The organism is Anabaena sp. CA = ATCC 33047 (assembly GCF_963870205.1).
Lineage (GTDB): Bacteria > Cyanobacteriota > Cyanobacteriia > Cyanobacteriales > Nostocaceae > Trichormus.
This window is the reverse complement of the sequence record NZ_CAWMSA010000040.1, coordinates 63,528-87,989: the sequence shown is the minus strand read 5'-3', so window position 1 is coordinate 87,989 and position 24,462 is coordinate 63,528. Positions and strand designations below refer to the sequence as shown.

General features: G+C 39.2%; 15 protein-coding genes. 5 read left to right on the top strand and 10 right to left on the bottom strand.

Translation table 11 applies throughout. The annotated features are described in order from the left end of the window. Nucleotides 1-180: 180 nt before the first annotated feature. A complete protein-coding gene (locus AACS98_RS09890) occupies nt 181-1,563 on the top strand; it encodes a cytochrome P450 (protein WP_066378971.1) in 1,383 nt (460 codons plus the stop codon). A gap of 156 nt (nt 1,564-1,719) precedes the next feature. On the opposite strand, the gene AACS98_RS09885 is transcribed toward AACS98_RS09890, so the two are convergent. Beyond that, entirely contained in the window at nt 1,720-2,949 is a 1,230-nt protein-coding gene (locus tag AACS98_RS09885) for an L-lactate MFS transporter (protein ID WP_231866983.1), read from the bottom strand. 332 nt (nt 2,950-3,281) lie between these two features. Between AACS98_RS09885 and AACS98_RS09880 the strand changes: the two genes are divergently transcribed. The 3 genes from AACS98_RS09880 (at nt 3,282) to AACS98_RS09870 (ending at nt 7,246) form a co-directional block, all read left to right on the top strand. Next, complete coding sequence (locus AACS98_RS09880; RefSeq protein WP_066378966.1) at nt 3,282-4,040, top strand: LmeA family phospholipid-binding protein; 759 nt, start codon at nt 3,282-3,284, stop codon at nt 4,038-4,040. 80 nt (nt 4,041-4,120) lie between these two features. Continuing rightward, nucleotides 4,121-5,845, top strand: coding sequence for a beta-carotene ketolase CrtO (crtO, locus tag AACS98_RS09875; RefSeq protein ID WP_255362884.1), 1,725 nt, complete (start codon nt 4,121-4,123; stop codon nt 5,843-5,845). Nucleotides 5,846-6,157: 312 nt separating this feature from the next. Then, on the top strand, nt 6,158-7,246 hold the full coding sequence (locus AACS98_RS09870) for a saccharopine dehydrogenase family protein (RefSeq protein WP_066378962.1): 1,089 nt from the start codon (nt 6,158-6,160) through the stop codon (nt 7,244-7,246). 77 nt (nt 7,247-7,323) lie between these two features. On the opposite strand, the gene AACS98_RS09865 is transcribed toward AACS98_RS09870, so the two are convergent. Then, the gene (locus tag AACS98_RS09865; protein ID WP_066378960.1) at nt 7,324-8,616 is read right to left on the bottom strand and encodes a cation:proton antiporter; all 1,293 of its coding nucleotides are present in this window, start codon (nt 8,614-8,616) and stop codon (nt 7,324-7,326) included. 151 nt (nt 8,617-8,767) lie between these two features. Between AACS98_RS09865 and AACS98_RS09860 the strand changes: the two genes are divergently transcribed. Next, nucleotides 8,768-10,132, top strand: a complete 1,365-nt coding sequence (locus tag AACS98_RS09860) for a cytochrome P450 (protein ID WP_066378958.1) — start codon at nt 8,768-8,770, stop codon at nt 10,130-10,132. Between the two features lie 338 nt (nt 10,133-10,470). On the opposite strand, the gene AACS98_RS09855 is transcribed toward AACS98_RS09860, so the two are convergent. The 8 genes from AACS98_RS09855 to mutL all read right to left on the bottom strand — a co-directional run bounded on the left by AACS98_RS09855 (nt 10,471) and on the right by mutL (nt 24,452). After that, a complete protein-coding gene (locus tag AACS98_RS09855) occupies nt 10,471-11,628 on the bottom strand; it encodes a cysteine desulfurase family protein (protein WP_066378956.1) in 1,158 nt (385 codons plus the stop codon). A gap of 125 nt (nt 11,629-11,753) precedes the next feature. Continuing rightward, complete coding sequence (locus AACS98_RS09850; protein WP_066378954.1) at nt 11,754-13,580, bottom strand: ATP-binding protein; 1,827 nt, start codon at nt 13,578-13,580, stop codon at nt 11,754-11,756. After that, nucleotides 13,573-15,195 carry a DEAD/DEAH box helicase gene (locus AACS98_RS09845; RefSeq protein ID WP_066378952.1) on the bottom strand — a complete coding sequence of 541 codons (1,623 nt, stop codon included), beginning with the start codon at nt 15,193-15,195 and terminating at the stop codon, nt 13,573-13,575. The genes AACS98_RS09850 and AACS98_RS09845 overlap by 8 nt, the downstream gene beginning before the upstream one ends. Before the next feature lie 45 nt (nt 15,196-15,240). Then, the gene (locus AACS98_RS09840) at nt 15,241-16,581 is read right to left on the bottom strand and encodes a DNA sulfur modification protein DndB (RefSeq protein ID WP_066378949.1); all 1,341 of its coding nucleotides are present in this window, start codon (nt 16,579-16,581) and stop codon (nt 15,241-15,243) included. Between the two features lie 315 nt (nt 16,582-16,896). After that, nucleotides 16,897-17,697, bottom strand: coding sequence for a phosphoadenosine phosphosulfate reductase family protein (locus AACS98_RS09835; RefSeq protein WP_066378947.1), 801 nt, complete (start codon nt 17,695-17,697; stop codon nt 16,897-16,899). Nucleotides 17,698-18,022: 325 nt separating this feature from the next. Beyond that, on the bottom strand, nt 18,023-21,490 hold the full coding sequence (locus AACS98_RS09830; RefSeq protein ID WP_066379592.1) for a hypothetical protein: 3,468 nt from the start codon (nt 21,488-21,490) through the stop codon (nt 18,023-18,025). A gap of 17 nt (nt 21,491-21,507) precedes the next feature. After that, nucleotides 21,508-22,428: a DUF4007 family protein gene (locus AACS98_RS09825; protein ID WP_198161130.1), complete on the bottom strand. Its 921-nt coding sequence runs from the start codon at nt 22,426-22,428 to the stop codon at nt 21,508-21,510. Nucleotides 22,429-22,787: 359 nt separating this feature from the next. Then, nucleotides 22,788-24,452: a DNA mismatch repair endonuclease MutL gene (mutL, locus tag AACS98_RS09820; protein ID WP_066378945.1), complete on the bottom strand. Its 1,665-nt coding sequence runs from the start codon at nt 24,450-24,452 to the stop codon at nt 22,788-22,790. Nucleotides 24,453-24,462: the final 10 nt, after the last annotated feature.

Here is a 24,462-nt window from a genome sequence, read left to right as displayed (position 1 = left end):
AACCCGCCTACAGAACTTTTCGCAAAATTCAAAATTCAAAATTCAATAATTTTTCCCCAGAATTCTTCACTATGTGACGCTGACGCGAAGGCTTTTGACTTGTTTGATGAGCAGTCCCTTCCAGTCCCCAACGCGCAACAATATAAGTAAAAATAACAATATACATTCACACTAATTTTTATGCACCTACCTAAAACTCCAAACACCCCAGCAGTTTTACAAATGCTCAATTGGGTTGTTCGTCCTATGCCTTACATGGAGGAGTGTACTAAACGCTATGGCGACGTTTTCGCCCTTAAGTTGGATAAAAAACTGCCTCCGATAGTCTTTATCAGCAACCCCCAAGACTTACAGCAGGTTTTGAGTCACGATACCAAGGAACTAGAAGCACCAGGAGATTTAAATAGTCTATTTGAAGGTTTGCTGGGCAAGCGTTCTTTAATTAGTCTCAGTGGTGCAGAACACCAGCGTCAACGGCAGTTACTCATGCCGCCTTTGCATGGTGAAAGAATGCGTGGCTACAGTGAAACCATTAACGACGTTACTGCTCAAGTTATCAGCCAATACGCAGTAGGTCAACCTTTTAATATTCGTACTGTTAGCCAAGCTATTACCCTGCGGGTAATTATGCAAGCTGTGTTTGGTCTGGATAAAGGAGTCCGCGCCGAAAAACTCCAACAACTTTTAGGGGAAATTTTGGAAACTGGTAGTTCTTTATGGCGTGTGGCTGCGCTGTATTTCCCTGCTTTACAAAGAGATTTTGGGCCGATAAAAGTCTGGGGAGAACAACAACAACTCCAGCAACAAGCCGACCAACTCATGTATGAAGAAATTCAAGAACGTCGAGAACATCCAGACGCATCTCGTACAGATATCCTCAGTTTACTTATGGATGCTAGGGATACAGAAGGTCAACCGATGACCGACCAAGAATTAAGAGATGAACTGATGACTCTGTTGGTAGCAGGTCATGAAACTACAGCCACAGGTATCGCTTGGGCTATGTACTGGATTCATAAATTACCACAAGTTAAGGAAAAACTTCTACAAGAATTGGATAGTTTAGGGGATAACCCAGACGCAAATACGATTTTTAAATTACCTTATCTGACTGCGGTTTGCTCGGAAACTTTGCGAATTTACCCTGTGGGGATGCTCACTTTTCCTAGAAGAGTGAAAACACCTATCACTGTCGGTGGTTATGAATTGCCATCAGGTACACCAGTTATGGGTTCTATTTACTTAACTCACCAACGGGAAGATTTATACCCAGAACCAAAGCAATTTAAACCAGAACGCTTTTTAGAAAGACAGTTTTCACCCTACGAATACTTGCCTTTTGGCGGAGGTGCGAGACGGTGTATTGGTTTAGCCTTTGCCCAATGGGAAATGAAACTGGCGATCGCTCAAATTTTAACGATGCGAGAATTAGATTTAGCTGATCACTCAGAAGTTAAACCCCAGCGTCGTGGTTTAGTCACCGGGCCAAACCGTCCTATTCAGATGGTAGTTAAGAGCGAGCGTTTCATCAAGTCTCGGAGTTTAGAAACTACGACTGTTTAGGTATGGGGCATGGGGTATGGGGCATTAGTCATTAGTCAGTAGGGGCGGGTTTACCAAATAATTTGTAGAGTCATGAGAATTCTTAGTAAACCCGCCCGTACATTAGTCATTGGTAAAAGTTTTTCTCCCCCAGTCCCTAGTCCCCAGTCCCCAACCCTAATTAACAGGGCTGGCAGTAGAGTTAGAGTAACTACGTTTGAGCATGAAGACAGCTAAGATAATACCTAAAATTGCTAATGCTGTCGTCGGATAGAAGAAAACTGTGTAACTGCCGAAGATATCTCTAATTCTGCCAGCTAGCAAAGTGCCGCCTAAAGCACCTGCACCGTAAGCTGTAAAGACGATACCGTAATTTTTGGCATAGTCGGCGGCGGAAAATAAGATTAAGGTAGTGGTGGGTGCGATCGCTAACCATCCCCCAAAAGAAAAGTAAAATAGGGAAAACGCCACTAAATAACTAGCTACAGCACCTGCCCCAGCCTTGAGCATGATTAACGAAGCAATTAATACTAATGTATAGGAGACAATTGCCCCCAGTTTAGGACTAAAGCGGTCAGTTAGCCACCCAAAAAATAACCGTCCTACAGCATTAAACACTGCAAATAAGGAAACTGTACTTGCTGCTGTTGCCTCATCTAGTTTAATAATTTCTTGAGCTAAAGGGCTAGAAATCCCAATTGCAGCCAGTCCTGAGAATGTGCCAAGGGTGTAGCATAGCCACAAACCGTAAAATGCTGGAGTTTGCAGTATTGGTGTTTGAGTGTTAATAGATGTATTTCTCTGGGCTGAAACTTCAGAGTTCAAACCTGCTGGTTTCCAGTCTTTTGGGGGTGTTTTTAATAAGGTGGCGATCGCTAAAATGATAACTGTAAAAGCTATACCTAAAATCACAAAAGTTTGCCGCACTCCATAACTATCAATAAGTGATTTTGCCAAAGGTGCTGTAATTAACGGCGAAAGACCAAAACCAATGACAGTTAAACCAACCGCAACACCTTTCTGATCAGGAAACCATTGAGCTACAACTGCTAAAGGTACTCCGTAAGCTATACCCACGCCCACACCTGTTATCACGCCGTAGGTAAAAGTCAGCATTTGTAAATTGCCATTCAGACTAGACAAAATATAACCCAGTCCCATAATTCCACCACCAACAGCCGTGACTACACGACTACCGAAGCGGTTGATGTAAAAGCCAGTAATTGGCATGAATATGGCATAAAACACTAACAACACCGTAAACGGTAACAGGCTTTCTGTAGCATTAATGTCCAGTAATGTTTCCAGGGGTTTTCTAAAAATACTCCAGGAGTACACAGTACCAAGGCAGAGTAAAACAGTTGCACCCAGGGGAATAAGCAACCATCTGCCCTTTTCTGCTGACATACCAAAAAGTTGCATCTTTTGCATCAACTAATAGAAATATTTTTTTATCAGTATCTCACCTTTTAGATTCTAAAATAATTTGATCAATATTTCGCCAGGTTAATGTCAACTTCTCAGCATGAACAGCCACAGATAGTTGACTGTTTCAACAATTCAGGAATAATTATTAACATAAAGGCAGATTGAAAAAGCGCATTAAATATTAATGATGACCTCGGTGAACCTGCCCCTACTAACACTAAATATTCAGATATATACCATGTTATAGATTCGCTCAGAGATAGTTACCGTTTACAGTTACTAATAATAGTAAATTGGAAAACTATGTATTCATGTCAGACCAACCAAGTTTAGACAAGCAAATTATCTCACAAGTAGCTGAAAGAAGTATATCTAATCAGCTAGAAGAGGCAGAACAAATTGATATTTATGTAGAAACTGATATTTTAAAAATAGTGCAAGGACAAGCCGATGCTATGACATTTGCTGGACAAGGATTAGTAACTAAACAGAATATTCGTGTCCAAGAAATCAAACTACAAACAGATAGTATTGATATTAATCCATTGCCAGCTATTTTTGGGCAGATTAAACTTAACAAACCTGTAAATTTCATCGCTCGTGTTACCCTGACAGCTTCTGATATTAACAATGCCCTAAATTCCCCATTTTCTCGGAAGTTAGTGCAGAATTTTCAGTTAGATGTGGCAGGAAAACCTGTAAATTTTACTTTGCACCAAATGCAGATAATTTTACCTGGTAATGGTCAAATTGAATTGCAGGGGAAAGTGCAACTACAAGAAAATCACAATAGTCGCCCATTGGGATTTACAGCCATGTTTCGACCCCGCACTCCCTCCCATCCCATTAGGTTAGAAAGATTTAACTGTACTGAAGGGGAAGGTGTTTCTCTAGCCTTCATTGTGTCTTTGATGCAAAAATTCCAAGAACTGACAAACTTACCTTATTTGCAATGGGAAGATACGAAATTAAGTATCAAAAGCCTGGAAGCGAAAAAAGAAACTTTAATTCTTTTAGTAGCAGCAAATGTGAATCAAGTACCTGATTCTGTGACGGAATTAGCTAATTAATTATATCATTATTATTTATGGTGAACTCATTTTTTAACTAATTCTCCAGGTTGTAATTTCGGCTGACGCTTTGTAAGATTATCAAGCCACTCTATTCTAAAATAAAAGATATGCAAGAGTATGATGTAGTAATTATCGGTGCTGGACATAACGGGCTAGTGTGCGCGGCATATTTGCTCAAAGCTGGCTATAGCGTCCTGCTGCTAGAAAAGCGTGCTGTTCCAGGTGGTGCAGCCACGACAGAAGAATGTTTACCAAAAGAAGCACCAGGATTTAAGTTTAACCTGTGCGCCATTGATCACGAATTTATTCATCTAGGCCCAGTGGTGGAAGAATTAGAATTAACCAAATATGGTCTAGAATATTTAGAATGTGATCCGGTTGTTTTCTGTCCCCATCCAGATGGTAAATATTTCTTAGGCCATAAGTCCCTAGAAAAGACCTGTGCAGAGATAGCCCGTTATAGTGAACGCGATGCCCAGAAATACGCCGAATTTACAGAATATTGGCAACGGGCGATAGGTGCAATGATTCCCATGTTTAATGCACCCCCAAAATCAGTGATGGATATCGCGGGTAACTACGACATCACCAAATTAAAAGATTTGTTTTCTGTGATTGGTTCTCCATCCAAGACACTGGACTTTGTACGTAATATGATGACCAGTGCTGAGGATTTACTCAACGAGTGGTTTGATTCGGAATTTCTCAAAGCACCCCTAGCTAGACTAGCATCAGAACTGGGCGCACCACCATCTCAAAAAACTATCGCCATTGGTGCGATTATGATGGCTATGCGTCACAACCCCGGTATGACTAGACCTCGTGGCGGTACTGGCGCATTAGTGCAAGCTTTGGTCAAGCTAGTTACCTCTAAAGGTGGTGTAATTCTCACAGAGCAGCAGGTAGAAAAAGTCTTAATTGATAATGGTAAAGCTGTGGGTGTAAGAGTGGCTGGTGGGACTGAATATCGGGCTAAATATGGAGTAATATCTAATATTGATGCCAAGCGGTTGTTTTTACAAATGACAGATAAAAGCGATGTTGATGCAGCCGACCCCAATTTATGGGAAAGATTGGAACGCCGTATCGTTAATAATAACGAAACCATCCTGAAAATTGACTTGGCTTTAAATGAACCTCTGCGTTTTCCCTACCACGCCCACAAAGATGAGTATTTAGTGGGGTCAATTTTAATTGCAGATTCCGTAGCCCATGTTGAACAAGCACACAGTAAATGTACCTTGGGAGAGATTCCTGACTCAGACCCATCGATGTATGTAGTCATGCCCAGTTTCCTTGACCCCACTTTAGCACCTCCAGGTAAACATACTGTATGGATTGAATTTTTTGCCCCCTATCAAATTGCTGGCGCAGAAGGTACGGGTTTAAAAGGTACTGGTTGGACGGATGAATTAAAAAATCAAGTTGCAGACAGAGTTGTGGATAAGTTAGCAACTTATGCCCCTAATGTGAAAACAGCCACCATTGCCCGGCGTGTGGAAAGTCCCGCAGAATTAGGTGAAAGACTAGGCGCGTACAAAGGAAATTATTACCACATTGATATGACATTAGATCAAATGGTATTTTTCCGCCCCTTACCAGAAATAGCTAATTACAAAACCCCAATTGATAATCTATTTTTAACGGGTGCAGGAACACATCCAGGTGGTTCAATTTCAGGAATGCCGGGACGCAATTGTGCGCGGGTATTTTTACAGAATAAACACCCCATTACCCAGACACTTAAAGATGCACGGGATTCGATTAAGTCAACGGTCGGGTCTGTGTTTGGTATTGGTTAAGGAGTACCAAAAAATAAATTGTCCAAATTGACTGTTAGTAGGGTGCGTCAGTATGAAGATTTTCTTGGTATGGCTAGGGTTTCTCGTACTGACGCACCCTACTTTTAAGTATCTTATACCAATTTGAAAAAAGAATGCGACAGATAGACACGCGCAAACCCTTGTGATATCTATATTTCTTAATTTTGAATTTTGAATTTTGAATTGGTATTACCTCTCCCTAGCATAATCAATAGCCAAGTCATACTTGTAACTGATGTCAACGTGCCAAAAAACTGGTCAAATAGAGGTATTGTTGCTCATAGTGGAGTGATGACAGACCGCGTATTAATTCTTGGAGGACGAGGGCGGATAGGTAGGAGTGTCGCCCAGGATATCGCTACCCACACGTCAGCAAAAATTACTATCACGGGACGTTCCCCAGAGACGGATAGGGAGTTGGGCTTGCCGTTTCTGGTGTTAGACTTGGCTGAGGTTGACAAGTTGCGGCAGGCGATCGCCAACTCTGATTTAGTCATCCATTGTGCTGGGCCGTTTCATTACCGTGATGCTAATGTTCTCAAACTCTGCATTGAACAAGGCGTTAATTATTTAGATGTAAGTGACCATCGTTCATTTACTACTAAGGCTTTAAATTATCATGAACAAGCTGTAAATGCTGGGGTAACAGCTATTATCAATACGGGAATTTTTCCTGGTATTTCTAACAGCATGGTGCGCCAAGGTGTGGAACAATTTGACCAAGCAGAAAAGATACATTTAAGTTATTTGGTTGGTGGTTCTGGTGGTGCTGGCGTTACAGTCATGCGGACTACTTTTTTAGGCTTACAATATCCTTTCCAAGCTTGGATTAATAATCAATGGCAATTTGTCAAGCCCTATAGTGATCGAGAAGTGATTAATTTTCCCGCACCCTACAACCGCAGTGGTGTTTACTGGTTTGATATGCCAGAAACTTTTACATTACCCCAAGCCTTCCCCAGCGTCAAAACTGTAGTAACTAAGTTTGGCTCAATTCCAGATTTTTATAATCATTTGACTTGGATGGCTGCCCATCTTTTTCCCAAGTGGTTGATGCAGCGTCACAGCACAATTGAATTTTTATCTCATGTTAGCCATCTGATGACAGATGTAACTAATAATTTTAGTGGTATTGGGGTGGCAGTACGTTCAGAAGTCACAGGAATTAAAGATGGTGAAACCGCGATTTACTGTGCAAATTTAGTGCATGAAAATACTGCGATCGCTTCTGGTATTGGTACAGGTAGTTTAGCCCAATTGTTACTATCAGGTAAGCTGAAAAAACCAGGAGTTTGGCCTGTAGAATCAGCATTACCAACTGATTTATTTGTACAATCTATGTCAAGTAGAGGTATTGCAATTGCATATAATTGGTTGTAGGAGTTTTTGGATATTGCAGAACAGTTCGTAGTAAGGACTTTAGTCCTTACCTTTCTATTTTTCTATACTCAAACACATTATTCTACTTCACTCAGAGTAGAAGAAGCCGATTTTTTGCTAGCAATTCTGTGTTCATACCAATTCATTAACGGTGTTGCAGAAATGCCATGCACAATTACAGAAACTACAACCGTGGTATAAGTTATCCACGAAATTCGTTCAGCAGCTTCATCTTTTAAGCCATGACTCAAGGCATAGGCGAGATAATATAAAGAACCTACACCACGAATCCCAAACCAACCAAATAACCAACGAGTTGCCGGGTGAAAGCTGCGGCGTTGTAAGTGTAAAGGGCGTTTAGCAATAGTGCTAATCCAAGCACCTAGGGGTCGAATTATGAAAAATAAGCAAACAATAACTATTAAAGATTGATAGGCATAATTTAGCATTGGTTGCCATAATAATATTGAACCTAACAACAAAATTGTTGCCACTTCCAAGAGTCTTTCTAAACGTTCAATAAACTCTAATTGTGCCAAAGGTTTGTGAGGATTTCTATAACTGTACTGCACAAATAAGCCAGCTACAAATACTGCCAAAAATCCATAGCCATTAACTATTTCTGTGATGGAATAAGTTAATAAAATCGCACTAATAGCGATAAAATCTTCCATAACTGCATCAACAGCCCGCTTTTTTTGCACTTTTTGGTCTATCCAAACCACTGCTTGAGCTATTAAAAAACCCATAATGGTACCAAGTGCGATCGCCCAGATTAAATCTATGAGTAACCAATCTTTAAACCAGTTGTTCCAGTTGCTATCTTTAATTGCATACAGCCCAAAATAAACAAAGGGAAAAGCTAAAGCATCATTTAACCCACCCTCGGAGGTTAAACCAAAGCGTAACTCATCTGTGTCGTTAGTATCTGTTAGTTGAACTTCCGAAGCTAATACCGGATCAGTAGGTGCAAGAATCGCACCTAATAAAATTGCCTCTCCCCAACTCATACCTAAAAATAACTTCCCGACAATTGCCAATCCAAAAATAGAAATTGGCATTAAAAAAGCTATCAGTCTAGCTGTGATATTCCAAACCCTAAATTGCCAGGGACGAATAATTTTTAAGCCACAGCTAAATACAGAAACAATGACGACAAATTCTGTTAACCTTTCCAGTAATTTAGCGTTAAATATCTCATTCTGTCTGAGTTGTATTAGCCCGATACCTTCAGAACCCAGAAAAATACCCACGAATAAATAGATAATCGCAAAAGAAAGGGGTAAGCGAGCAATCCAACCTGAGCTTAGGGTGACAAATAGTAAAAGTAACCCAATAATTAGGAGGTCAAGAATATAAACATCTATCATGTAAATATGTGTAAAGCATCAACATTTTTATGTTAGTTTAGCTGCATTATCCTGGTTGTATAAATTATCTATAGATAGATTTTAGAAAAATATTTCCAATTTTTGAGAATTTTGCTAGCTTAGGAGGAATATTGCTCAGAGGTTATTGGTTATGACACTTCCAGATAGTCCCCAAATGCCAAAATTTATGCAGCTATGGCGGTGGATTTATCAACCACTGCAACTGATGGAAACATCTGGTAAAACTCATGGGGAGTGTTTTACTTTATGGCTAACTAACCAACAGCCAATGGTATTTCTCAGTAACCCCCAAGCAGTCCAAGAGATTTTTACCAAACCTTTAGAACAGATAGATGCTAGAGGTTCAGCCCAAATTTTACAACCGTTGCTAGGGGATAACTCGTTACTATTACTTTCGGGTGAAACGCATCAACGCCAACGACGGTTGTTAACTCCCCCTTTTCATGGCGATCGCATGAAGGCTTACGGTGATATTATTACCAACATCACCAAAGATGTCATCAGTAATTGGCAACTGGGTACAGCTTTTTCGGTGCGTGATGCCATGCAAGAAATCACACTGCGAATAATTTTAAAAGCAGTGTTTGGACTCAATGAAGGTGAACGCTACACACAGTTACAAAAACGTTTGTGTTCTCTCTTAGAATTAAGTTCTTCTGCCTTGCGTTCCACTATATCATTTATCCCAGCATTGCGTGTAGATTTAGGTCGCTGGAGTCCTTGGGGGAATTTCTTACGTCAACGGGAAGAAATTGACAAACTACTGTATGCAGAAATCCAAGAACGCAGAGATAACCCAGACCCATCTCGTACCGATATTCTCTCTTTGATGATGTCAGCACGTGATGAAAATGGCGAACCGATGACTGATGTAGAATTACGTGATGAATTAATGACTTTGTTAGTCGCAGGTCATGAAACTACAGCTTCTGCCTTGACTTGGGCTTTATACTGGATTCATCATCTACCCTCAGTGCGAGAACAACTATTAGCAGAGTTAGATAGTTTTCCCAATGCAGATTTCAATGACATTACTCGCCTTCCTTATCTGACGGCGGTTTGTCAAGAAACACTCCGCATTTATCCCATCGCTATGATTACTATCCCGCGCATTGTTAAGTCACCTATAGAAATTATGGGTCATCAATTTGAGCCGGGAACAATGTTATTAGGTTGCATTTATTTAATTCATCGTCGTCCAGATTTATATCCCCAACCTGAGCAATTTAAGCCAGAACGGTTTTTAGAAAAGCAATATTCAGTTTATGAATATCTACCTTTTGGTGGTGGTAGTCGGCGTTGTTTGGGTATGGCGTTTGCTTTGTTTGAAATGAAGTTGGTATTAGCAACGGTGTTGTCACATCTCGATTTGGCGTTGGTGGAGAATTATCCAGTTAAACCTATCCGTCGAGGTGTGACTTTAGCACCTTCTGGTGGTAGGTGGTTGATTGCAACTGGACAACGGCAAAATGTGAAAAGTCCGGTTGAGGTGTAGAATTTTTGTCGGGTGGGCATTGCTTACGTTGTTGGCTGTGCTTCGCCTGACGTTGAGTGAGATTTTTTGTGTAGTCATTTTTTTATTTTTTTTTAACGCAGAGGTACGCGGAGGGAACGCGGAGGAACGCAGAGGATTATCATATCGACTCTCTGCGCCTCTGTGTGAGAATTCATATTACACATTTTTACTGAGAAAAAAGTCGGAGTATCCAGAGGTGCTGTGAAAAGGGTTATTTTCAGTTTTGTAGGGTGCGTCAGACTGCTTAAATGTTGTCAATAAACTTATGGTTGATATCTGATGCACTCTACTAATATGCCAGTTGCGTGAGTCTTGGCTTAGACAAGTTGATGAATTTTCTTGACTGCGCTGATTAATAGAGATGATGCTGTTTCAATTTCTGCTGGGGTTGTAAATTTACCAATGCTAATTCTTAAGGCTCCCTCGATGATATTCTCAGATAGATTCATCGCTTGTAAAACGTGAGATGGTGCAATCACTCCTGATGAACAAGCTGCACCTGTAGAAATAGCTAATTGGTGGCGAATTCTCGCAATTATGGCACTATTAGGAATGTTGGGGAGAGAAATATGCAAGTTACCTGATAAACGGTTGTTTAAGTCTCCGTTAACTACTAAGTCGGGAATTGCTGCTTGGAGTAGGTTTTGTAGTTGATCTCGCAAAATTGCGATCGCACTTTCATCTCCTTCCATTTCTAATTGTCTCAGTTTGCAAGCTTCCCCTAAACCCGCGATTCCGGGGACATTAAGTGTACCGGATCTGATACCCTGTTGTTGTCCACCACCGTAAATCATCGGTTGAATATCATAGCCTTTTTTCACTACTAATGCACCTACGCCTTTAGGTGCATAGATTTTATGTCCAGAAATAGCTAGATAGGTAATACCCCAGTCTTGAAAGTTTAGGGGAATTTTACCGATGGCTTGGGATGCATCACATAAGTAAGGTATATGGTAGGATGAGGCGATCGCCCCAATTTTTTCGCTTGGGTAAATTGTCCCGACTTCATTGTTAGCCGCCATCACACACAGCAAGGAAGCACCACCAGCGCAGACTTTTTCTAAATGTTCTAAATCAATCTGCGCTTGTTGGTTGACTTTTAACCAAATAATTTCTACCAGTCCTTTTTTAGCTAATGCTTTACAGGTATCTAAAACCGCTTTGTGTTCCACTGGGGAAACTATGATTTTGGCGGGAGTTTGCTGTTGAGCAATATGTCCTTGAATTGTTAAGTTAATGCTTTCTGTCGCGCCAGAAGTAAAGATAATTTCTTTGGGAGAAGCGTTGATTAATTCAGCTATTTGTTGACGGGCTTGTTTAACTGCTTGCGCTGCTGCATCTCCATAAATATGATCTACGCTATTAGCGTTACCAAAACCAGTGGTTATATAATATATGACTTTTTCTGCTACTCTGGGGTCAATGGGTGTGGTAGAATGGTAGTCAAGATAGATGAGTTTTTCTTGTTTAGTCATTTTTCTTTTTTTAAACGCAGAGGCACGCTGAGGCAACGCGGAGGAACGCAGAGTTTTTTTTGAGTTTATCAAAATGTATTATAAACACTCCTGAAATTCTCTGCGTCTCTGCGTGAGAATTAATATCACTCATTCTCTAAGAATCTTCTGGCGACTCTCCCCCAATCAATGCGAGTATCTTGAGCATTATCTTTGAGTTTACCATCTGGTTGTTCATCCTCGTATCTTGCCCATGCCATTAGTAGTAGTTTTAGTCCATCTAATGAGTTCATCAACCGTGAACGTAAAGCATCTATATCGGCTTGATCTACATCTTCTTCTAGTATTTCTACTAAGTTTTGATAAGCGGGATGATTAGTATTTAAGGTGACAATAATTGCTCCACCTCTCGGTTTAACTGAGAAGAAGGCCGGAGTATCTAGAGGTGCTTCAGCGAAGGTATATTTTAAGCCATCATCTACTGTGGTAGCTGCTAATAATTCGGCTTTAGTTTCTGTAACGCCTTCTTCTTTTAATGTTTCTTTAATGGCTTGTTTTCTTTCTTGTTTGGGTAATTCTTCGTCTGCATCACTTTTACCTTTGTAACCCTGAGATTTCCTTTCTTGAGTCACAGTAGTGGCTACTTTTTCGGGTTTATACGGGTCGTGTATATGGCGTTTTTCTGTGGTGCGAGTGCCTTTTGTCTGGGCTTTGATTAAGCGACGAATCAGACTGAGTTGGCTTTTAATTTTATAAGCTAATTCTAATAAAGGTAGTTTTGGATCTTCATCTTGAAGTAATTCTTCTTTTAGTTGCGAGACTGTTTTTCCTTCTTCTAATAAAGATTCGATATTTAATTGTAAAATCTCGCCAAAATTTCGGGCTGATTGTTTGTTATTTGTCACTCCAAAAATATCATCAAGTGATGGCGGAAATTCTACTTCAATCCCCCACCAACGTTCTGTAGGGTCGTAATTATTGACTAGGTTTTGGTCTAATTCTAATTCTCTTCCAGCACGCACTACAGAAACACCTACGTTTTTGGCTGCGTGTTGTCCATGTGGCAAACTGCCGGGATTTTTTCCGGGTTCGGCTTGACGGGCTTCTTCTTTGGCGTAAGAAAATCGCACTTTTACATCATGTTCTTTGTCTTTAAAGTTAATAGTATAAATAGCTTCGTAGGATGTATCTCCCTCCCAAGGTCGGAACATTGCCTGATTATTAAATGGTTGCGGACATGAAGTTTTTTCCATGAGATAACCAGGGTCATTGGGTAGGGCATATTTTTCTAGAATTATGTTATATAAAGCATCTACATCAAATGCTACCATGCGAATTTTGACTCGACCGATATTAATAAATTTGCGGTACATTCTCCCAATCACAAATTCCGAATTATCAATAATTGCTTTCCCGGTTCGCCAAATACAACGGTCTATTTTTGACCAAACTACTAATGTGCCACTGTCACCAAAATTTTGACCGATTTTTGTCCAAATCATCGGCATTGGTTTAGCTGTGGGTTCTGGTACTTCGGTCATCTGACGATTGTTGATTTCTTCTAAGTCTAGATAACTATGCAGTGCATTTTCTATACCATTTTGCCATGACCACACATCAACTCGTTGACATTGGGAAATCGAGGAAGATGGTAAACCCATTCCAAAACGACCAATTCCAATGTGTTTATCTGGATTTAAATATGTACCATTGCCAAATTGCAGGGCTAGACGCAAAACGTTAGCATCCATACCACAACCATTATCTAACACTGCTATCTGTTCAATGCGCGATCGCCTTCTTCCTTCTACTTGTTGTTTTCCTTCACCACACAATAACTCTACCTGTGATGCACCAGCTTGAATTGCATTATCCATTAGTTCGGCGATCGCATAGGCGGCGTTTTTATAGCCGTTATCCCGCATTGCTTGCACTGCCAGGTGAGTCGGTACGATGTCATGGGCGTTATTCATGGGTTTTCCTCCAAACGTCTTCCCAATTGTGAAAGGCTGATGCTACTGAATCAAAACCCGGTAGTTGACTATCTACAACCGTGACAATTTCGGCGGTAGCATTACCCCCAGCTTTGAGTCCGCGAATCGCGCGTCCTACCATTTGGCTGTAGAGAACAAGGGATTTAGTAGGACGGGCGATAACGGCTGCACTGGTTTTTGGTGCGTCGAATCCAGTGGTTAAAACGCCGTAATTACATAAAATCTTGGTTTGCGGTTGTTCGTCTTTAAAACTTTGAATTATACTTTCTCTTTCTGATTTGGGGGTATCTCCTGTCACCGCATCAGCATTCAACCCCCGGAAACGCAAAATTGCAGCAATGAGTCGCGTGTGTTCAACGCAGGTATTAAACACGATAATCCGTTGATGATGTTGGGCGAGTGCTTCTAGTTCTAGAATAATGCGGAGGTTGCGTTGTTCGTCTGCTGCTAACCGATTGAGGATATATTGAGGTATTTCTAATTCTGTATTAATCCGATTCAAGTCTTGGGGAGTTAGTTCAATCCCAGTTTCGTAAAATAAGGAACGATAATTAACTTTAGCTAGGTATTGTTGATCAACGAGATAATCAATTGGGTTGTCATAACCTGGTATTTCTAAAGTAACTTTTTGCCGGGCGAAAAATTTAGCTAGTTGTGCATCGGTGTTAATATCAGCCCAAGTCCTTCCGGGTGTGGCGGTTAAACCTAATAAGGCGGTTTTTTCGTAGGGTATAACTAAAGCATCTAAGACGAGTTTATAGGTTTCGGCTACTGCTTGATGGGCTTCATCGATAATTACCAATGAACAACGCACACCCAATTGATTAATAAAGTGAATACTCTTTTTAGTGGCGTGATAAACTTTCGCTAATCCTGCTACTACTAAGCCATCTTGGGCTTGTGCTAAGTCTAACTCATGGCTACCCCAAAAGCGATAGACTGAGATGGTGCGATCGCCTAAACTATCCCATGCTTTTTGAAATTCTGTAACGGCTTGTTCACAAAGTTCTTCACTATATGCTAACCAAATTACTAAAGTAGGTTCATTGTTTCTCAGGTGGTCTGCAATGATATTCATTGCTGTACGGGTTTTACCTGCACCTGTAGGAAGATGAAGAAGCACACGACGAGGTTCTTTACTAAGATAGTTTTTAACTTGTTTAACTGCGTGGCGTTGGTGTGTAAATAAAGGATATTTGGGAGTATTTTCAATAATTGTCGGTGTTGCAATTGTATTCTGATTTCTAGAGTTAAGGGGTATTTCAAAAAAGTTAAAGAGATATTTTTTACTTTCTGAAACACCGCTTATTTTAATTTTTTTTAATGCCTGATATGGGTCTTGATTTACAGGTGCTTCTAATACAACTGCGAGTATTTTTGCTTGTTCTGGGCTAATTAAATCAAATAATAAATCTCGCTTTTCTTTAGATAACAATAGTTCTTCTGGTGTATGAAGGGTTAAGAGAATTTCTCTGAGTTTACTGGGATGAGCTAAATTAGGTTCTAAGAGTTTAAGCAACTGAAAAGTTGCACTACCCAAAAGTTGTTGTAGTGTTTCTTCATCTGCCTTTGATAGTAAATCATTGAAATTCAATTAACACCTTTCATTTTTTATTAATCTAGAAATGCTTTACCCTTATTAGGTTTCTATTAATTCACTTTCTTCTGTTTCATACAAACTATTATTATAATTACCAACCCATTCTATAGGTGATAGCAAAGAGGCTTTTTGATCCTCAATTGTATCACGATATTTTTGCTTCAAATCTCGCACTTTAGTCTTGATTTTTAATCCTAGAGAATGACTGATAATGGATGCTAACAATTGTCTTTCAAACTTAGTACCCATAATTTTCTGCGTTGAAGGATTCCAAATAACTCGAACCCAAGGAGAGCCATCAATATTCATAGTTACATTAGCCATAATTGCTTCAATTGTGTCTTCCATTGATTTCCCTTGAATTAAAGCTAATTTAATTACTTCAGCAATAATAAATTGACCTATAGGACGAGCAAAAACATTTCCTCCTGATATCGGCTTTCCAGCATCATCTAAAACTAGCATTCCGTCCGAGTCGATACGCTTACGAATATCACCAGGCTTTTTTCTTCCTTTTAAAATAGATTCAAACCCAGGACATTTTTCTAGCATTAGCATCCAAAGATTTTCTAAAAAATTATAGTAAGCATCAAGCTCATCATTAGAAGCTCTGAATTGCTTAAAGTTTTTATCAATCTCTAGACCACCATTATAAGCACTAAGCAAAATTTCATTAGTTTCATAAAAAGCAGCAAGCGTGGTAATATAAGGGTCATGCGATTTAGCTGGGTTTATTTGCTTAGAACCTAAGCTAGTTAAAACTAATCCCTTAAGAACTTCATTTTCTTTAACTAATCTGCGAGTAATAATAGCTACACTATCATCTTCGTCAATAGCAATATTAACGCCTGATGATGTAGGTTTCGCCCGACGATTAAGTGTAGAAAATAACCTTCTTGTTCGCTCTAAACCTTCTTTTGTTTGCTCATGTTTAAGAATAATTACACTAATTTCTTCCTGAGCGAGGTCTGGATTTTTAGCAATCGCTTCTTGTATTGACTTGAGTCTATGCTGACCATCTAAAGCATAGTAAATTTGGCTACCGTCAAAACGTAGTAAACCAAAACCATAGCTAGCTCGATCTCTGTCATCTATTAATTGATGTTCAGCTACTCGAACTGTTGAAAATTCTGGATCTCCCCCATAAACAGCTACAACTAATGCTCCATAAAATCGCTGAGGTTCATTTAAAAGATAAGGAACCATCTCTTTTTTAACTCGATCCTGTATTTCTCTTTGAATTAACTCATCTAAATCTTTGTTGACATGAATTTCTTCTGCAAGCCGGCATTCACGAGCAATTTTACCAAGCTTCATAACTGTTACATAATATTGCCAATCACCCATACGAGCTTTTAATGCGGGAACATAATCTGCCATTATTTTTCTCCTATTTGGAAGTAGTAATTAGTCGAAAGCTATTCCCCAGAAACTTTTATTGGAAGCGAGGTTTAAAACTCATCAAGATATCCTTCTATACTGCATAAACATAAATTTTGATAATTATTAGCAACTAAAAAATAGCTAAATACAGCATTTATTGAAAAAATACTAATTTTGTACTGAACTTAATATATTTCCCGTGGAAAACATTTTTTTACAGTTTAAGCTACTCTAAACTATCACCTATAATTGTTATTAATAATTTTTTATTAAATACTATGTTTGCCATTTAAATTCACTATAAAAATCAAACTATAAATAACACATTAAACAAGGTAATTCATCATCTTCTTGTCCTAAAATCTTTTCTAATGATTCATATAAAGGACGATTAGGAGCAGCCTTTTGTTCTTTAGCCATTGACTTCTCATGTTGAGCAATAATTTCATCTTTACGTGCTAGAAGTTGCAATAAACTTTCCCCATCTGTCCAGGTATAGGTACGCCCATCAGCATGATTAGTTTCATACTCAACAGCCTTTTGAAATAAATCAGGATGTTCCTGCGCTAACATTACCCATTCATACTTGCGTTGGAAGAAACAGAAAAAACACCCAGAGCGACTGCGCCAGCGATAATAGTCAGGGAGTCCAATTCCACTTTCTTCTAAAAGCCGAATAATATCAGCCTTAACTAAACCCCTTTCTTTAAAGGGAAACACGGGTTTAATATTAGGTTTAGTGGAGATATACCCATCACGGTTTTCATCAGCACGAATGCCAATGTAACTAATAGCTTCATCATCTCCCACAAAATCCTCTAAAGGCTTAATTTTCATCTTGGCGGTACACCAACGCCTTTGGGGTGAAGGTAATAAACCGTCATGAATCGCTAGCCAATAGTCAAAGCCTCGTGTTTCACTGAGATAATGAATTTTAATCCCTAAACGTGCTTTAATCCGGTCAAGGTATTCGTAAGTCTCCGGTAATTCTTTATGGGTATCACAAAAAAAGTATTCCATCTCTGGAATTTCCTTATGCAGTAATACCGCTAAAGCTGTGCTATCCTTTCCCCCAGACAGCCCTAAAATGTGTCTAACTTTGCTCTCTACCATCCTTATTAGTTAGTGCTTTTTGGTAAGCGTATTAACAGTGCTAATATCTTAGCAAAGAGCAAAACATAATGTGTAGCCTTTTTAAACAAATATTGCAAAATTCAGTAAAATCACTGCTTTGGTTAGGTTTTTTTAACCTAGCCTATTAAGCTTTTATACATAAATCACTTTCAGCCGCAGCTTAGGTTAAAGAAATTAGGCGCAGTCTTTTAGGTAGGGGAAGCGTACAGTCGCAAGCAATTATCGAGTTGCAAGCGTTACCATTAAATCATCCATACCAAAAAGCAACAAACGTCTCTACAGTACAGAATAAAGTGCATCCTCATCAAGAAACGGTATCTGTAACCACATCTCCCAAATCAGGATTTAAAATCCGTTCACTCAACTTTGCTAAAATCGCTTGTTGTAACTGCTGATCATCAGGTAAATCTGCCATAATTCTATTAACCATCTTCTCAACCTCCGATTCTCTCCCATAATCCACCCATACCGTTTGATGGATTTCCTCGCCATCAGGACGAGTCATGGTGATTCTTCTGGCTTCAAAACCTTCACCTTTAGCGGCTACATCCTTTTGCAAATCTTCCAGATTTTTGAACCGTCGCACCACATCCGCTAATTTCATCTCAAATGCAGTAGCATCATCATCAGTCCATGATTCCGCAGGTTTATCCGCCACAATCATCACTAAAGCTTCTAACCATTGAGAATCGTTTTTAGTTTCATCCGATGCTGCACGAATAAAGCGTTTTAGTAAGGGTTCAATACATTTTCCCGCCAAATAATTCGCCCTCACCCGCAAATCTTCCCTGAGTTTTGTTTCCTGATTTCTGACACCAAAGGCTTCATAAATCAGTTGTAGACAATTACTTAACAAATTATCATAAGCTGTATGAATCTCTCTGAGGGCGTGAACTAATTTAGTACGTAAGATTTTCGCAGTCACGCCATCATCCCCGCCTTCAGTCCCAATGGGGGGTAAATTACAAGCTGCTGGTAAGGCTTTAAACAATAATTCATCTGGTTCAACAGTAGTTTGTAATGCTTTTAAAATCGCTCTGGGTTCTTCTGCAATATTTTTGGTTTGTTGAGTATATTTAGGCAGTTTTTTGACAAATTGATAAAGAGGAGTAACCACCGTTAATAGGGTGGCGTTACGCACTTTAACTAATGTTTTAAATTGAGGATTGCGTAAGATGGTTTCTAATTCTTTGAAAACTTCAGCCCTTAATCCGACTACTGCAAAATACTTGACGGCAAACCGTTCAGGATATTTTACTAATAATTCAAAATGTTCTGTTCCCAATACAGGAATAAATGTCCCGTCTTGATACAGTCCCAAATCATCAGCGTGATACAACAACACCGCCGCTAAAATCACGGGAACAGCACCCTGTTTTATACCATAAGGTGGTACTGCTAAATGTTGATAAAGTAAATCAAAACTTTGGCTTTTTTCGGTGGCTGATAAACAAAAATTCTCAACTGCTTCCCACAGAGAATTTAAGCCAGATTTTTCTAATGGTGGGTAAAAGTCCCAAACATCATCTTCTTGACGGTGAATCCCTGTTTCTTGTAACAGAGAATAATACATACTGACTTCGGGGCCATAGCCTTCTAAGGCTAATTTTTCTTGATGCTGATGTTCCAACATCGCTTGAATCAATTCGCGTCTAGCTTTTACACCTTGAGCCGTTAAATCTCGGCGGTTAATTAATTCGTTCCATAAAATTGGACTACGATGATAGACGCGATCGCAAATCTCAGACAGCTTACTATTAAAATCAGTAATGTTGTTGAGTGTTTCGGTTTCTCCTTGAATCCAACATTGCTGATTTTCCCCTATCCTAAAGCATTGATTCAGGGTTTCATCTAAAAATCCTTCGGCTTCTTGTAACCGATAATTTACTTCTTTTCTCGCTACCCCATCGGTTTGTAATTCTTTGGCGGTTCTTTTAATATTACTTAAAGCCACAAATTCCAGGGTGCGAATTCGCAAAATTTCTAAATTAGCCGCCCTCAATATCACCAATGGTTTACCGTCGCTAGTTGTAGCAGGAACAAAATGAGGAATTTCGTCATCTACCCAATACCCGATCAAACCATCTGCATCTACACTGCTACAAGATAATTGATTTAAATCTTGGGAATTATCTAAATAATGGCGTTCAAAATAACGTAAAGTTCCTGTTTGATAACTGTGACGTTGGGCGACTAACGGTTTAAGAGGACGGTGGAAAGATAACAGCTTAACTAAAGGCGATCGCTCTTGTTCTATATATGTACTTAACTCACCATCAACATTAAAATCAGAACCTTGCCAAATCCGCAATTCATCTAATTGACGACGATGAGTAATCAGATTTTGTTTTAGTAGTTGATCAATAATTTCTTGCCAATAATTAATCTCGGCTGCTGACGGTAAACTGCACATTGCTAAAGATACTAAATTTCTTGTCGCCCTCATTGAACCTGTAACTGTAATTAGGTTCAACACCCCAATAGTTTTTAGTACCCTGATACTATCTTCTTCTAAGCGTTTAGCATCATTAATCAAATCTTGAACTTCTACCCATCTTTGCAAATTCGGACGAGAAGCTAAACCCATCCCCGCAGATTCAATAAAATAATCATAAACTTGATATAATTTCAAACAGGGTAATTCATAATCTTTAACTGTTGCTGCTTCTAAAAAACTCCGAAATGATAAAGGTTCACTACTGGTTAAAAATGTGAATAAAGAACGGTCATTTTGAGCGTATTTATGACAAAGACTTGGTAACACCAAAGCCGATAAAGGATGTAGCGGATAAACTTTCTGTATAACTTGCTCAGTTACTTCTTCATCTATAATTATCGGTTCTAAATACTTACTCCAATCCTGAGAGTAAGTCTGAGTAGCAATCTTGATATTATCTGCTGCTGACGAGTCGATAGCTTCACCAATCAAACTCATCATTTGCCCAGATGATTCATAAAAAGCAATATCTTCAAATCGCCCTTGAATCTTCGCCCATTCGTTGCGTTGAACAGTTGCTAATCTTTGACTATATTCTGTAAAAGCTTGATGTAAAATACCTAAAACATAAATAGGATTTTTACCATCTTTTGGTAATTCCGCTAATTGTTGCAAAAAATATAAATCTTCATCAGCTTGAGCATGAGCAGCATATTCTAAATTCTTACCCAGTTCATCAATAACTAAGAAAATTCCTGTTTGAGATTCCTTGGCTAATTCCAACATCAAATCAAAAATTTTTCTGCTTTTAATTTTTCTCCCAGCATTAATTTCTACTTCTAAATCTGCTAATTCGCTAACAACATTGATTTTATGTTTTTGGCTAGCAGTCCAAAAATTATCAACACCTATTGACAAAGCCCTAATAATTGTATGGCTAATTGGTTCTCTTTGTCCGGTAGCTACAGCCCTAAGTAATCCTTTTGTGTTAATTTTCTCTTGAATTAATTGATAAATATCACTATTTTTTCCTAGTTTCTTTTCAGCTATGGATAAAGCTTTTATGTGCATTTTATTCTGTGAGTTAGCACACAAAGAAATCAAATAGTGAGCAAAAGCAGATTTTCCAGTACCATAAACGCTAGTTAATGTCCAAGCTCTATTTCCTTCATCAGAATCAAAATTTTTCAATATCCGTGTTAGAGAATCAATTGCTCTTTTCGTAAGCACATATCCCTCTAAAGCCGTCACACTATCTACATCTCTTTCTAAATTAATTGAACGAGAATAACGACGTTGGAGACTAAAATAATGGGATAGCTTTTTATTAGTCATAATTTTATCCATTCTATTTAAAATTTATAATATTTATCTAAAATTTCTTCAGATAATATCTTTGGTTGTTGAGGTAAAGATAACTGAATTAACCCGGCGGTGTCAGAAAGAACTAACATCTCAAATTCTTTAGCAACAGTCTCAATAGCCTCACACAAAGTATTTTCCGTCAGTTTAAATACCATTCCCGGACTACCTTCATCATAAAGTAGGTTAGTAATATTAATGGTTTCTCGTCCCTGACTTACCCAACTAGCATATTCTAAACAAGTAGCTACTATAATCTCTGCTGGTAAGTTCGTCTTTGCGCCAATTTTAAAATGATAATTTTTGCCAAAATGTCGAATCAAACCAAGTTCAGTAAAAGGACAATCAAGAGAATCTTCAATTGGGCTATTGTCTCTCATAAAGTCCTCGGTTGCATACATTTTGACAAGACAATTTACATCTTTGATCAAAGAGGATTCAGCAATTTTTTTATTGAAAGTTTTTATATAATATTTTAACCCTGCTAAAATATCTTCTTTTGTAAATTCTAAATCTAGAAAAACATTAAATATATAGTACCATGCAGCCGCTTCACAAGTAGGTTTTAACAAGTTCCAATGTAATAACCATAATGAAGCCGGATTTTCTAAATAAGAATCCCAGCCATTGCTTCCTAAAAGTTGTTCGCCAAATGCTGTTGGTGAGCTATTCTTATCAATAATTTTGAACGCGGTACACCAATATCTAATAGCGCGTACCATATTTTTACCAACACCTAAACGTACAGGGGCATCATCCTGTAAGAAAATACCTGGATTTTTCTTGGCTGCATCAAACCCTTTTTTTAACCACCCAAAACGAGGGTGAAAAGTTTCATGGTTAGCAAATACGGGATTTACTAGATTGATGGAAGTTTCCTGTTTTTTCAGGTTTGACTTAGTTCGGATCACGATAGCATGGATATAAAAGCAACTATTTTGCTTATTATGCCTCAAAAATGGCACAAATTAGTTAAATGCGCTAAAAAATATGACAATTACAGCAAATTAACAATCTGATTTTATTTCCATATATTTACTGAAGTTTCTTGAAAATATTTAGATTAAGTTTGGGAAAAACCAAATATGTACACAAAAAATCAATATAATTACAAAACTTTTGACAATGAAAATTCGTGTTAATTCATATCTTGCACTATTATCAATCAGTGTCGCTCCCTGCACAGCCAACAACATAAAAATAAGCGTCTTAGGAACTTAGCAGCAATGCCCACCCTACAAAAATTTTCATCTGATTAGGTAGGCGCATTTCAAATACCATGACTTTTACCTATCACCCAATGACGGCGGAAAAATCGCGATAAAGCTGACTCATCTAATGATAAATAAATTGGGCGACCGTGGGGACAGGTGCGGGGGTTACGGGTGCGTTGCCAATCATCTAGTAATTTCTGCATTTCTGGTAAACTCATCGGTGTACCGTTACGGATAGCACTGCGACAAGCGACGGCGACTTGGGCGGTTTGTAAGTCTCCTCCCCAACTGAGTTCTAAAATTGCGTCTGCACAATCTTCTCGCTGGTGTAACATGGCGGGAAGGTTGCGTACTGCCCACAGTTGTTCACCAAAGGGTTCGATATCTAAACTGATGCGTTGCAGTTGGGCAATTTGCGCTGGTGATAATTGATATAGAATAATAGGTGGTTCTACAGGGATGAGTTGCCAACGATCGCACAATTGTTCATACAATACTCTCTCATGGGCTATGTGTTGTTCTACTAACCACATTCCCCCAGAATGTTCGGCAACAATGTAGGTGTTGTTGACTTGGGCGACGGCTTTTAAGGCGTGGGGAGTGGGAAGTGAGGAGTTTTTCGGGTTAACGTTATAACTACCTTTGTCTTCTGCGGCTTTGAGTAGTTGACTGACTCTGGTGGTGTGGACTGATTCTTTGATGTTAGCAGAACTTAGACGCAGTGCTTGGTTTATGGCTTGGGTAATTTGTTCTTGCCAATAATTCAACTCGTTGAGGTAAATTTCGCTTTTGGCGGGGTTGCGATTCCAGTTAATTTGATCGGGTGAAATAATTAAATGTAGAAAACAAATAGGGTAGCGATCGCGTGGTAATGTTCTGTGAAATGCTGCCAAAATTGTCTGTTCTAATTCTGGTGATTTTACCATCCTGCCGTTAATCGCTACCCTCACCCAGTCTGGGCGATGGCGATGACATCTGTCTGGTAAGCCTACTACTAATGTGAGTGTTGATTGTTGATTGTTGTCTGGGTTGGGTATTTCTAGGGTTAATTCTTGGATGTCGCCTTGCTTGACTTGTGGTAAGAGTTGTGGTAATAATTGCCCTACTGTGGCAGCTTTGGAGATGGTGAACCATTGACGCTCATCTTGCCAAATTTGCCAAGTGACTTGAGGATGACAAAGGGCGATGTTTTGGATTGTGGCTTGTACAGCTTTCATCTGCTGCGCTGTTGCAGGTAAACCTTGACGACGGGCTGCACAATTGGCGAATAAATTCGAGACTGTTACCACTGTACCAGGAGCGATCGCAGTCGCTTCTACTTGCTTAACTTTCCCCCCTTCGCCATATACTACCCGCCATCCCACATCCCCAGATGAGGCACGGCTGAAAATCTCCACATCTGCTAAAGTTGTTAAACTATGTAACGCCTCACCCCGAAATCCTAAACTGTTAATTTTCCATAAGTCCTCACTACAGCGAATTTTACTGGTGCTGTGAGATGATGCAGCTTGTTGCAAATCATCTAATTTCATCCCGCAACCATTATCTGCGACACGAATACGCCACTGTTGCGGCCATAGAGATACTATAATTCTGGTCGCACCTGCATCTAAAGCATTTTCTACCAATTCCCGCACCACCGCCGCGAAAGAGTCGATAACTTCACCGGCTGTAATTAGATATACGACTTCTTGAGGTAATGCTTGAATGGTAGATGTCATTGGTAGATGA